This window comes from Snodgrassella alvi (assembly GCF_002777855.1).
Lineage (GTDB): Bacteria > Pseudomonadota > Gammaproteobacteria > Burkholderiales > Neisseriaceae > Snodgrassella > Snodgrassella alvi_E.
In genome coordinates, this window is sequence record NZ_MEIK01000040.1 from 67331 (window position 1) to 80504 (window position 13174).

The 13174-nt window shown below is 44.1% G+C and carries 14 protein-coding genes; 7 read left to right on the top strand and 7 right to left on the bottom strand.

Annotated features, from left to right (window positions below; translation table 11 throughout):
- Position 1: 1 nt before the first annotated feature.
- Both BHC43_RS09235 and BHC43_RS09240 read right to left on the bottom strand, forming a co-directional pair.
- The gene (locus tag BHC43_RS09235; protein WP_100157217.1) at positions 2-484 is read right to left on the bottom strand and encodes a protein YgfX; all 483 of its coding nucleotides are present in this window, start codon (positions 482-484) and stop codon (positions 2-4) included.
- A gap of 12 nt (positions 485-496) precedes the next feature.
- On the bottom strand, positions 497-850 hold the full coding sequence (locus BHC43_RS09240; protein WP_100140304.1) for a hypothetical protein: 354 nt from the start codon (positions 848-850) through the stop codon (positions 497-499).
- Positions 851-973: 123 nt separating this feature from the next.
- Here BHC43_RS09240 and BHC43_RS09245 point away from each other — a divergent pair, with 123 nt between their 5' ends.
- Together BHC43_RS09245 and rnhA are read left to right on the top strand one after the other, a co-directional pair.
- The gene (locus tag BHC43_RS09245; protein ID WP_100157218.1) at positions 974-2380 is read left to right on the top strand and encodes an FAD-binding oxidoreductase; all 1407 of its coding nucleotides are present in this window, start codon (positions 974-976) and stop codon (positions 2378-2380) included.
- Between the two features lie 33 nt (positions 2381-2413).
- Positions 2414-2848, top strand: coding sequence for a ribonuclease HI (gene rnhA / locus BHC43_RS09250; RefSeq protein ID WP_100151839.1), 435 nt, complete (start codon positions 2414-2416; stop codon positions 2846-2848).
- A gap of 1075 nt (positions 2849-3923) precedes the next feature.
- On the opposite strand, the gene groL is transcribed toward rnhA, so the two are convergent.
- The 5 genes from groL to BHC43_RS09275 form a co-directional block, all read right to left on the bottom strand.
- Positions 3924-5570, bottom strand: coding sequence for a chaperonin GroEL (gene groL / locus BHC43_RS09255; RefSeq protein WP_100140308.1), 1647 nt, complete (start codon positions 5568-5570; stop codon positions 3924-3926).
- Positions 5571-5637: 67 nt separating this feature from the next.
- Positions 5638-5925 (bottom strand): co-chaperone GroES, encoded by a 288-nt coding sequence (gene groES, locus BHC43_RS09260; RefSeq protein ID WP_100140309.1) that lies wholly within the window; start codon positions 5923-5925, stop codon positions 5638-5640.
- 500 nt (positions 5926-6425) lie between these two features.
- Positions 6426-7022, bottom strand: coding sequence for a sigma-70 family RNA polymerase sigma factor (locus BHC43_RS09265; protein WP_100140310.1), 597 nt, complete (start codon positions 7020-7022; stop codon positions 6426-6428).
- 77 nt (positions 7023-7099) lie between these two features.
- On the bottom strand, positions 7100-8425 hold the full coding sequence (tilS, locus tag BHC43_RS09270) for a tRNA lysidine(34) synthetase TilS (protein WP_100157219.1): 1326 nt from the start codon (positions 8423-8425) through the stop codon (positions 7100-7102).
- A complete protein-coding gene (locus tag BHC43_RS09275) occupies positions 8403-9362 on the bottom strand; it encodes an acetyl-CoA carboxylase carboxyltransferase subunit alpha (RefSeq protein WP_100157220.1) in 960 nt (319 codons plus the stop codon). Before BHC43_RS09275 ends, tilS begins: the two co-directional genes overlap by 23 nt.
- A gap of 406 nt (positions 9363-9768) precedes the next feature.
- Here BHC43_RS09275 and rpsP point away from each other — a divergent pair, with 406 nt between their 5' ends.
- The 5 genes from rpsP (at position 9769) to purM (ending at position 13069) form a co-directional block, all read left to right on the top strand.
- Entirely contained in the window at positions 9769-10017 is a 249-nt protein-coding gene (rpsP, locus tag BHC43_RS09280; RefSeq protein ID WP_100140313.1) for a 30S ribosomal protein S16, read from the top strand.
- A gap of 16 nt (positions 10018-10033) precedes the next feature.
- Positions 10034-10546: a ribosome maturation factor RimM gene (gene rimM, locus BHC43_RS09285; protein ID WP_100157221.1), complete on the top strand. Its 513-nt coding sequence runs from the start codon at positions 10034-10036 to the stop codon at positions 10544-10546.
- Positions 10546-11292, top strand: a complete 747-nt coding sequence (trmD, locus tag BHC43_RS09290; protein WP_100151686.1) for a tRNA (guanosine(37)-N1)-methyltransferase TrmD — start codon at positions 10546-10548, stop codon at positions 11290-11292. Before rimM ends, trmD begins: the two co-directional genes overlap by 1 nt.
- Positions 11293-11306: 14 nt before the next feature.
- Positions 11307-11672: a 50S ribosomal protein L19 gene (gene rplS, locus BHC43_RS09295; RefSeq protein ID WP_025331156.1), complete on the top strand. Its 366-nt coding sequence runs from the start codon at positions 11307-11309 to the stop codon at positions 11670-11672.
- 362 nt (positions 11673-12034) lie between these two features.
- Entirely contained in the window at positions 12035-13069 is a 1035-nt protein-coding gene (gene purM, locus BHC43_RS09300) for a phosphoribosylformylglycinamidine cyclo-ligase (protein WP_100157222.1), read from the top strand.
- The last annotated feature ends 105 nt before the right edge of the window (positions 13070-13174 follow it).

The window sequence follows — 13174 nt, forward strand, 5'->3', positions numbered from 1 at the left end:
TCTAATTATTCATCCTTAGCCGCAGCCAATGGATGACCTTATACAAAATTGATTGCGGCTCAGCAACCTGAGCCGTATGCGGCTGACACCAACGAGCCCATACCTGCAACCGCCGCCATGACGGCGCATCTGTCATATCTGGCAACAATAATTGATACACGCTCCCTTTGGCGGTCTGCCATCGCAAAGCCATCAGTCTGGCTCTGATAACACTGTCAGCAGACAAGACAGCAGGAACTGCCCCTTTTCTGGATGTCAGTATCAGACTGGCCTGCTCCTGACCATTGATTTCAATTCGTTTTATTCTGTTATGAAGCAAACCATAAACCGCCCACAAAACGGATACTACCCAGACCAGCAAAAACAACGCCCGCTGCCAGCCTGTGCTATACAGCACAACAGCAGCCAGTGCTAGCCCATGCATAATCAGAGCCAAGAACTGAGCTATCAAAGACGGGCGCACACGCACAACACAGGCTTGCATCAGTCAGCGCCCCTATTCGTCACCATATACGGGCGATATCTCCAACTGTGCATCTACCAGATCCAGAACCATATCATGCACTTCAACAGTAAAAAAATTCCAGAACTGGTCAATATCCAGCGCCGGCCACAATTTGCGGTCTACTTCCCAAGCAGAAAGCTCAGCCTCAAAAATTAACTTAAATCGTTCACCTAAATAACCGATTATTTGCTCAGGCGTTTCAAATTCCGGTACCAGCAGCGTCGTACAATTACTTTGCAATTGCGCCAACGTCAATTCCGGCAAATCCTCACTGGTCTGGTGCAGCCAATCAAGAAACGCCTGAGCTGGTTTCAGCACCACCGCACTGCGATCAACAAAATACATACCTTTTCCTCACTCATATTACCAATTCACAATATTGTAACATTGTCTAACAGCGTAGATTTCACCAAACAACCTCAGTATTTGCCGTACAATCTTCTTATTCTTCTCTTAAGGTGAACTGCCATGCCAACCACCAGCCATCTAGCGCATCTGTCTCAGCTACTCAGTGCCAGAGAAATCATTACCGATTCCAGCCTTATTGAGCCTTACTGTACAGACCAGCGCGGGCGTTATCATGGACAGGCATTTGCCGTATTACAACCGCATTCAGTATCCGCTGTACAGAGCATTCTGCGTTACTGCCAGCAGCAACAAATACCGATTACGCCTCAAGGAGGCAATACCGGATTGTGCGGAGCAGCCACCCCTCATAGCTGCACTGCCGGTAAAGGTATCATTCTTTCACTCAGCAAACTCAACCGCGTCCGCAAGCTGAGTCTGGCCGATAACACCATTACCGTAGAAGCCGGCATGATACTGGCAGATGTACAGGCCGCAGCCAAACAGGCCAACCGTTATTTTCCCCTCAGCCTTGCCAGCGAAGGCTCCTGCCAGATAGGTGGTAATATCGCCTGCAATGCTGGTGGACTAAATGTTGTGCGTTACGGCACCATGCGCGATCTGGTACTTGGATTAGAATACGTACTGTCCGATGGACAACTAGTGAGCCACCTCAATCCACTGCATAAAAATACCAGCGGCTACGAAATGAGCCAGCAAATCATCGGCAGTGAGGGCACACTGGCCATCATTACCGCCGCCACACTTAAACTCTTTGCACCACCGCAAAGCATACTCACCGCATGGGTCGGATTAGAAAACATACAGGCAGCCACCGACCTACTCTCGGCCCTTAAAAACCATTTCGCCGAACGCTTGTCCAGCTTTGAATTAATCAGTCAGGCTGCCCTGAGTCTGTCAGCCAGATACAGTCAGCTGCAAGAACCAGCCAATGCTAAATGGCATATTCTGTTTGAGCTTACCGATAGCTTGCCCACACAGGATCTAACCGAGCCATTAATCAACGTACTCGAACAAGGCAACTGGCTCAATACCATCATTGCCGATTCAGAAACCAAACGTCAGCACCTTTGGACATTGCGCGAAAACATATCTGCAGCTCAGCGCAGTCTGGGCGCCAGTATCAAACACGATATCGTCGTACCGATAGAAAAAGTAGCCGATTTTATCGAAAGCTGTCAGCAGCGTCTTCTCACAGCCTTTCCACAAACCAAAACCATTCTCTTCGGCCATCTGGGCGACGGCAGCCTGCATTACAACGTTTTCATTGCCGACATCCGCAGCAACGACGTATACCACTATGAAAAAGAAATTAACCAAGTGGTCTACGAACAAGTTTTACAACATCAAGGTAGCATCGCCGCCGAGCACGGCATCGGCCAACTGAAAAACCAATGGCTATCACAGGTACGAACACCAGCAGAAATCAACTGGATGTGGGCGCAGAAACACTATTTTGACCCAAAAAACATTCTCAATCCCGGCAAGGTTCTGCCACCTCAGCCATGATATAGTAAGCCTTTTACCAGACAGTCTATGAACATGAGCGAAGTAACCCTGTATACAGATGGCGCCTGCAAAGGCAATCCCGGCAAAGGTGGCTGGGGTGCATACCTGCAATCCGGTAGCCATAGCAAAGAACTTTTTGGCGGCGAAGCCAACACCACCAACAACCGCATGGAACTAACCGCTGTCATACAAGGACTGGCCGCTCTAAAGCGTCCCTGCATTGTTCATATCTATACTGATTCCCAGTACGTTAAAAAAGGCATGCAGGAATGGATACACAATTGGAAAGCACGCGGCTGGAAAACCGCCTCAAAACAGCCAGTAAAAAACGCCGAGTTATGGCAGCTACTTGATACCGAAGTAAACAAACATCAGGTGCACTGGCACTGGGTCAAAGGCCATAATGGACATCCAGGAAACGAAAAAGCCGATGAATTAGCTAATCGCGGCGTGGAGCTGGCAAAATAATCGTTATCTTCCCATCAAATTTTTCGAAACACCGTTTTAAATTTCATTTTTAAAATGAAAATAATCATAAAATCTAACTAATCTACTCAGAAAACAATTTTTTTAATAGGCAACCAATGATTTAGGCAATTACTTTCTTCATCAGCTAAATGTCACAGCGAAATAAAAATAGCCCATATCATAATTTTTTCTGAAGCTAATCATTAAGATTTCTTCTTATACCGCAATTTTTAATTTATCGTTAAATCCACATAACTTATCAATTAGAATCTATAATTCCACATATTCTCTTGAATAAAAATAAAACCAGATATCCAAGATATCTGGTTTAAATTTCACTCAATGAGTTTTAAAAAAAGTAATTTTATATCAGTTTTTCATGACTATATGCTCAAATACGTAAATACAGATTTTAATGTATATAGCATTTTTCAGCATGTCAAATTACTATTTAGCCTTACATTCATCGCACTGTTCTCTATTGGATGGCTTTTCTTTTACCTTTTCCCAATTATCTTGATCTTCAAAATAATGGTTCTTAGAACAGCTTGATTCCCAATGATACGTATCGCTAGTTTTTTTAAAATAGTATGGTGATTTAGGGTCAGACATAAAATCAACTCTCTTTCTATAAAATAACAATTTTTGTAAACCATATCAACCGAATTCAAATTTTTATTTTCAGTTAATATGAATACACCTCTAATATATAGACATTACAATTATTTTCAATGTTTATATTGATATATTTTTAGTTTAAATTAAATAATAATAATTAATAGAATATAAAATATTAATTATAATAATTTTGGTTGTATAGTTATATATTTCAGATTTATATTTTGAATTACTATTAATGGCATACAAATTATCAATTTACCTAGCCCTCTTTAATGGTTTTCCTATGTAGACGACAATCAAAGATATTAATTCCAATTTTTTAAAAATCTTAAAATATAGATCTCTTTTCAATTTGAATCGACATAAAAAAATGAGCACTAAAGTAATTAGTGCTCATTTTTAATAGTTAAAATAACAAGCTTAGCGTGTTTACTTACGCGCGGCCTAGGCTACATTACATCATGCCGCCCATGCCACCCATACCGCCCATGCCACCCATATCTGGAGCAGCAGGTTTGTCTTCCGGCAATTCGGTAATCATGCAATCAGTAGTCAGCATCAGGCCAGCAATAGAAGCAGCATGCTGCAAGGCAGTGCGGGTTACTTTAGCAGGATCCAACACACCCATTTCCAGCATATCGCCGTATTCACCGGTACCAGCGTTGTAACCATAGTTACCAGAACCATTCAATACATTGTTCACCACAACGCTTGGTTCATCACCAGCATTGGCCACAATCTGACGCAACGGCGCTTCAACTGCTTTCAGCACGATTTTCACACCAGCTTCCTGATCAGCATTGGCACCTTTCAGATCTTTAATGGCTGCACGGGCGCGTAGTAGAGCTACACCACCACCGGCTACCACACCTTCTTCCACAGCAGCACGAGTAGCATGCAGTGCATCATCTACACGGTCTTTTTTCTCTTTCATTTCTACTTCTGTGGCAGCACCTACTTTAATCACAGCTACACCGCCGGCTAGTTTAGCCACACGCTCTTGCAATTTTTCTTTGTCGTAGTCGCTGGTAGCGGTTTCAATCTGTTTGCGGATTTCAGCAACACGGGCTTCAACAGCAGCCTTGTCACCCAATCCATCAATCACAGTGGTGTTTTCTTTACCCACTTCTACACGTTTAGCCTGACCCAAATCTTCCAGAGTGGCTTTTTCCAAAGACAGACCCACTTCTTCAGCAATCACGGTACCACCGGTCAGGATAGCAATATCCTGCAACATGGCTTTACGACGGTCACCGAAGCCCGGCGCTTTAACAGCAACGGTTTTCAGAATACCACGAATGTTGTTCACCACCAGTGTAGCCAGAGCTTCACCTTCAACATCTTCAGCAATAATCAGCAACGGACGGCTGGTTTTAGCAACCTGTTCCAGCACTGGCAACAAATCACGGATATTGGAGATTTTTTTATCAAACAACAAAATGTATGGGCTATCCAGACCGGCAATCTGTTTTTCTACATCAGTTACGAAGTAAGGAGACAAGTAGCCACGGTCAAACTGCATACCTTTAACCACTTCAACTTCATTTTCCAGAGATTTACCGTCTTCAACAGTAATCACGCCTTCTTTGCCTACTTCATTCATGGCTTTAGCAATGATTTCACCAATGGATTCATCAGCATTAGCAGAAATAGAAGCTACCTGAGAAATCTCTTTAGATTTTTCCGGTACAGGTTTGGAAATAGTTTTCAGCTCAGCAATTACTGCTTCAACCGCTTTATCAATACCGCGTTTCAGATCCATCGGATTCATGCCGGCAGTCACGTATTTCATACCTTCAGTGACGATTGCCTGAGCCAGCACAGTAGCAGTAGTGGTACCATCACCGGCTACATCGTTGGTTTTGGAAGCTACTTCCTTAACCAGCTGTGCACCCATGTTTTCGAATTTGTCTTTCAGTTCCACTTCTTTTGCAACAGACACACCATCTTTGGTGATGTGCGGGCCGCCAAAAGCACGATCCAGCAATACATTGCGGCCTTTAGGGCCAAGAGTTACTTTTACTGCTTCAGCCAGAACATTGACACCAGCAACCATTTTCTGACGAGCTTCGTCAGAGAATTTCACATCTTTTGCTGCCATTTGAAACTCCTAATCTTTAATAATCAATTACGCAAATACAAATAAAATAGAATTTCTGGATAAACAATTATTCAACAATACCGAAAATATCTTCTTCGCGCATTACCAGCAATTCTTCACCGTCAACTTTAACAGTTTGACCGCTGTATTTACCGAAAATCACTTTATCGCCAACTTTCACATCCACTTTCAGACGGTCGCCGTTTTTCAGCAGTTTACCGTTACCAACTGCAATTACTTCACCCATATCAGGTTTTTCAGCAGCAGAACCTGGTAATACAATACCAGAAGCTGTTTTTTCTTCAGCTTCCAAACGTTTTACCACAACACGGTCATTCAAAGGACGAATAGTCATATTATCTTCTCCACATCTTTGGTGCGCAAAGCACCTCAAAGTTGGTTAATACAAACCCGCATATATAGCGGGACGTAAAATTCATTTCGATAAATAAAGTAAGGCTAGGAGGCCACAATTCAAGAGTGAATGGAGTAATTATTTTCCTAATTCTTACAAATACTTAGTAAAATTGACAGAATATTCCTGCACTTACCAGAGTCAGGCACCCCACTGCAGACAAAATATTACCGGTCGGAATATCATAAGATATTCAGAAAATAATTCTGACGTCACAAGATTAAAATTGATTTAGCAGACCCATACCATACGCGCATGCAAGAATTAAGAATGCATTTCTCCATCCAACAACAACCGTATTTTCTGGTAAATAATCTGCTTGTTGTTTCTATACATTATTAACTCGAGTATCCCCAGCAGAATTTTACCAACCAGTTGATGGATACAGGATACTGCAAACAGATTACCTTACACATTGCCACAAATATTCTGTGTCCCTGTCAATCATGTTCAAATCTGCTTTCAACTTCAGCAGATAATAGTTCCCGAGCCCTTGCAATTCGTGAGCGCACAGTACCAATCGGACAGCCCATTATCTGAGCAATTTCTTCATATGACAAATCATTGATTTCGAAAAGAATAATCGGTTGACGCAAATTAGGTGGCAACTGATCAATTGCTTCGCCCAGCACATCAATCAACTCACGGTTTAATAATTGTTTTTCAGGTGTCTGATAGTCGGACAAATGTTCGAGAACATCAACTTCTTCCCCATTCTCATCCACTATTTCAGTAATCATTTGCGGTTCGCGTCCATATACAGCAATCATAGACTTAGCCGTATTCATCCCAATACAGCATAACCAAGTATAAAACTGACTACTAGCCCGAAACTGAGGTAACGCTTTGTAGGCTTTGAGAAAGGTTTCCTGTACCACATCCAACGTAATCTGATCGTCATGAGTAAAACGACGCAGAAAATGCTTTAATCGACGCTGATATTTGCTCACCAGCAAACTGAAAATCTGCGCATCACCCTGCTGAGCCTTACGCACCAACACCTGTTCTTCCACCTGTGGGGTACGGTTTTCATGCATATAGTTATCCTCTAATTTTATTGTTATTGCATCAATCGACAGCTGAGTCTGCGTAGCTGAATTATTATTTTTCCAACTTAAAGCCTAATAGGCAAATCCTGCATCAAAGGCATCCAGCCATTAGCAACACCTACGTTAGCGGCAACAGCCACATTAATCACAGCAATACAATGATTATCGGCATCACACAATACTGGCCAGACAGCACGCATAAAAGGAGGAATTTTCCGTTCCTGTAATAATTTTTTAACCTTTTTTCTACCTCCTTTTAAAACAATTGTATCCTGAACATCGACCTGACGAACTGTCCATTCGTCAGCAATTTCCACCAAACCAAAATTATGACATCTCCATTCTAAATAACCAGCCTTCATCAGTTGCATGCTGCTTACCGGCAGCAAATCAAACCAAGGCCATTGAGCTGATGCATGCTTTTTATCTATCCACAACTTGAAATCATAATAGATTACACAAGCGTATGGTAAAGACCATTGTGCACCATTTTTGCTTTCCATCAACTGTCTTGCAAATTCTGTCAGTGAAGCTGAAGTAGACATGCCCAGACCATTTTTCTGAGCAAAAAGACGCAATTGCTGCCGGCGCCGTGCTGCGCTGAGTGTTTGCCACAACGAAATATCAAAACCCTGTTGCTGTGCATGCAACAGTACCCAATCAGCTTCAGCCACCTCATCCAGCAACGCCAGCTCATCCTGCAAACGACTAACAGCAGCTTCAACTTGATTATCCATATATGGCAAATGGGCACGCCAGTATGGCAAACCATCCAGACGTAGCCAGTTGCGCAGATAGATGCAGTTGCGGTTACTGTCGTCTTCTATATGCTCAAGCTGCATCGCTTCAGCATAATTCTTCAGCTGCTCGCGCGAAAAAGGCAACAGTGGCCGCCATAGAATAGTGTGCTCTGTTAATGCCCGCACGTCCGGCATCGCAGCCAGAGAGCGCAGACCGCCGCCACGCAGTGCACCTAGAAAAAAAGTTTCAATCTGGTCATCACGATGATGTGCCAGCACCACCACTTCCGCTCCACTTTCTGCATAAGCCTGATAACGCGCCTTACGAGCCGCAGCTTCCACACCCTCTCCGCTGGCACTGACCGTTACCTTAACCAGCGTTAGTGGAACAGACCAAGTTGCGCAGACCTTCTGACAAAAAGCAGCCCACTCATCAGCATGGCTACTCAAGCCATGATGCACATGAATGGCAGACAACTGCAATGGCAGCACATTACGCAACTGAGTCAGCGCATGCAGCAATACCACAGAATCCAGACCGCCACTAAGGCCAACAGTCAAAATACAACGGTCAGCCACAGAGGCTGACCATTGTTGTGCAATATTGTCACATAAGCGGACACATAAATTATTTAGCGTTGAACTGACCATAATGCATCAGGCGGTCAAAGCGACGGGTAAGTAAACTCGACAACTGCTTGCCTTTGGTCTCTTCTAACTGGCTAGTCAGTACCGCTTTCACCCGTTGCATAATTTCCGGATAATTGCGATGCGCCCCACCCAAAGGCTCTTCAATCACCTTATCAATCAATTTCAGCTCAAGCAGGCGTTTGGCAGTAATGCCAAGTGCCTGTGCTGCTTCCGGTGCTTTTTCCGCAGTTTTCCACAGAATTGAAGCACAGCCCTCCGGTGAGATCACAGAATAGGTAGAAAATTGAAGCATATTTACATAATCGCCTACAGCTATAGCCAGCGCACCACCAGAGCCACCCTCGCCAATAATCGTACAAATTACCGGCACCTTTAGTCGTGCCAGCTCATATAGATTGCGTCCGATTGCTTCAGATTGGCCACGTTCTTCCGCACCTATACCCGGATAAGCACCAGGGGTATCGATAAATGTCAGCAAGGGGATCTTGAATTTTTCCGCCAGCTTCATTAACCGCAATGCCTTACGATAACCTTCCGGTTTAGGCATGCCGAAATTGCGGCGAATTTTTTCCTTAGTATCACGGCCTTTCTGATGGCCGATTACCATAACACTTTCTCCATTGAAGCGCGCCAGACCGCCCACTATTGCAGCATCATCAGCAAAAGCACGGTCACCGTGCAGCTCTTCAAAGTCAGTACACAGCGCCTCAATATAATCTAAAGTATAAGGACGCTGCGCATGGCGTGATACCTGCGAAATCTGTACCGGCGACAGCTTGGCAAAAAGATTCTTGGTTAAATCATCGCTTTTCTTTTTTAGGCGCGCGATTTCTTCGGAAATATCCACAGCCGATTCATCCTGCACAAAGCGAAGCTCATCAATTTTCTGTACCAATTCGGCTATAGGTTGTTCAAAATCCAAAAAAATCTGTTTCATTGTTAAGATATCCGCAAAAACACGTGGCAGCTATGATACGCGAAGAAATGAAGCAATGCAGCCCTAAAAATTAAAAAGCTGTAAACACAGCCACAAAAATCACACATAAATATATGATTTTATAAATTATTATCAAAAATACAAAACCATATCTCAAGCTTTACCATAGACCACAAACATCGCATTTAGAAAAAATTTAACCATAAACAGCAATAGCTTAATCAAATAATACCAATCAGAATGCCAAAAAAATAAATCTCCTGCAATACACAAATCCACAACGGTATATCTACAACAAATATACATTAACAGCTTGCCAAGACTGGGTTTTACCTACTAAAATTAGCGATTTTCTGTTGTATTGGCAGAATAAAATTACTTCGATTTTTTCACTAAGGAATACACTATGGTAGTTATCCGTTTGGCCCGCGGTGGTTCTAAACACCGTCCTTTCTATAACATCGTCGTAGCTGACTCTCACAACCGTCGTGATGGCCGCTTTATCGAGCGCGTTGGTTTTTACAACCCTGTTGCCAATGAAAAACAGGAACGTGTACGTCTAAGTACAGACCGTCTGAACCACTGGATTGGTCAAGGCGCGCAGCTGAGCGAAGCTGTAGCCAAACTGGTTAAAGAACAGAAGGCTGCGGCCTAATTCAGCAGTAAAGCAAATGAACAGTACACAGCCACAATGGGTAGCAATGGGCTATATTAAAGGTGTATTTGGCGTAAAGGGCTGGGTAAAAGTCCATTCCGATACCGAATATACCGACAGCCTGCTTGACTATCCGCAATGGCAGCTGAGCAAAGATGGCCAAACCAAAACCGTAAGCATTGCCGAAAGCAAAATCAGCAGTGATGAATTACAAGTACGGTTTGACGGTATCAACGATCGTGACAGCGCAGCCTTACTGCGCGGCTTCACCATTGAAATAGACCGTGCCAGCTTTGCAGAAACCGAAGAAGATGAGTATTACTGGACAGACCTAATAGGCCTAACCGTATTTAACCGTACACAGGAAAACCTTGGTACTGTCAGTTCATTAATGCAAACCGGTGCACATGACGTACTGGTAGTAGACGGCGATTTCGGCCGCAAACTGATTCCTTTTGTCGCACAATACATCGATGAAGTAAACCTGCCACAACAGCAGATTTGCGTAGACTGGGGCAGCGACTACTGATGTACATTCAGGCCATTACCCTGTTTCCGGAAATGTTTACTGCTCTTACAGACAGCGGCGTTACCGGACGTGCATTACAGCAAGGTATCTGGCAGTTTGCTACAATCAATCCGCGGCAGTTTGCAGATAATCCACTGGGCTATATTGATGACCGCCCTTACGGCGGTGGCCCGGGCATGATTATGATGGCGCCGCCTTTACAGGCCGCCATTGATATGGCTCGAAAGACCAGCCCTGAAGGACGGCTGATTTATATGAGCCCACAGGGCAAACCTCTGAGTCACACACAAGCAGCCAGTCTGGCCGATGAATCGGCACTGATTGTGCTGTGTGGCCGATACGAAGGCATTGATGAACGTATTCTCACCAGCAACGATGTGACCGAAATCAGCATTGGCGACTTTGTGGTATCCGGTGGAGAATTACCAGCCATGATGTTAATGGACGCTGTTATCCGACTACTACCGGGCACATTAGGTGATGCACGCTCAGCAGCAGAAGATTCATTTGCCACTGGTTTACTTGATTGTCCGCACTACACGCGTCCGGTTGAATTTCGTCAACAGACCGTTCCCGACGTATTACGCAGTGGCAATCATGCATTAATCGCCCAATGGCGATTAACACAGGCGCTTAGGCGCACTTGGACACGTCGACCAGATTTACTGGCCGGCCGTGTATTAACCCCAGAGGAATCCAGACTCTTGCAAAATATCAGACAAGAGGAACGGGACATCCCATTATAATTAGGAAGCTTAATATGAACTTGATTCAACAATTAGAGCAGGAAGAAATCGCTCGTTTGAATAAAGAAATCCCGGCCTTCGCGCCAGGTGATACCGTGGTTGTTTCTGTACGCGTTACCGAAGGTAGCCGTACCCGTCTGCAAGCCTATGAAGGCATTGTGATTGCTCGTCGCAACCGTGGCCTGAACAGCAACTTCATCGTACGTAAAATCTCCAGCGGTGAAGGTGTGGAACGTACATTCCAGTTATACTCTCCAGCCGTTGAAAAAATCGAAGTTAAACGCCGTGGTGATGTACGCCGTGCCAAACTGTATTACCTGCGTGGCTTAACCGGTAAAGCTGCCCGCATTCGTGAAAAACTGCCGGCTCGCAAAGCCTAAGCAGTATACACAACACATTAACTGCTTGAAGCAGTTTAATACTAAGGCCGAATCTGTTGATTCGGCCTTTTTCTTAGCTCATTCAGTACTTCTTCACATTTATCATTCCGACCATGGCAAATACATTAAAATCATATACATTTGCCATCAAAAAAACATACTCAGATTTAGCCTATTGCCATCCACCCTACGTCGAATTAACACTCAGTAAAAATAAAAAATACCAAACCTTATTGCAGATTCAGTCCATTATTCAGTCGGCTAATTTAAACAGCGGCAAAAGTTGAAAAATGTTAAAATTACACGATTTTTGTCTGTTTTCTCTTAATCAGCTTTGTACTTTGCCCTAAGGAAGCGCACTAATGAGCCAGTCCCTGAGTTATCGCGATGCCGGTGTTGATATTGATGCTGGCGATTCGCTGGTCGAAAAAATTAAACCTTTTGCCAAACGCACCATGCGTCCTGAAGTATTGGGTGATTTGGGCGGCTTTGGCGCTTTGGTGGAAATCAGCAAGAAATACCGTCAGCCAGTACTGGTTTCTGGAACTGATGGCGTCGGTACCAAGCTAAAACTGGCTTTCGAATGGGATCAGCACGACACTGTTGGCATCGATCTGGTTGCAATGAGCGTGAACGATATTTTGGTACAGGGTGCAGAACCTCTGTTTTTTCTGGATTATTTCGCCTGCGGCAAACTGGATGTAGAACGAGCAGCCGCAGTAATTAAAGGTATTGCTTCTGGTTGTGAACAATCTGGCTGTGCCTTGATTGGTGGAGAAACTGCCGAAATGCCGGGTATGTATCCCGATGGTGAGTATGATCTAGCAGGATTTGCTGTAGGAGTGGTGGAAAAAGAACAGGTTATCAATGGACGCAGTATTGCTGCTGGTGATATTGTGCTGGGGCTGGCCTCCAATGGCATCCATTCTAATGGTTACTCGCTGGTACGCAAAATCATTGAACGCGCTCGTCCAGAGCTGGACGCCCCGTTTGCAGACGGCCAAACCCTGAGGCAAGCGATCATTGCACCTACCCGCTTATACGTCAAACCTATTCTTGCAGCGTTGAAACAGTTTACCATCAAAGGTATGGCACACATCACCGGCGGTGGCATCAGTGAAAATGTACCGCGCATACTGCCAGATAATACCGTTGCCGCCATCGATGCCCAGTCGTGGCCACTGCCTAAACTATTTCTATGGTTGCAACAGGCCGGACAAGTAAACAGCCAGGAAATGTACCGTACATTCAACTGCGGCATCGGCATGGTATTGGTAGTGAATGCTGCTGATGCTGCTGCGGTACAACAATTTTTACAGCAGCAAGGCGAAACGGTTTACGAGATAGGTGTGATACGTAGTCGTCAGAATGATGAACATCAGACACAGATAAGCTAAAAGTTTATATCAAACATATCCTTAAAAAATTAAATTATTTTTAATTGAGCTAAAGCTATTTACTACATAAATGTAGTTGATGGCTTTTATTTTAAGTCTATTAAA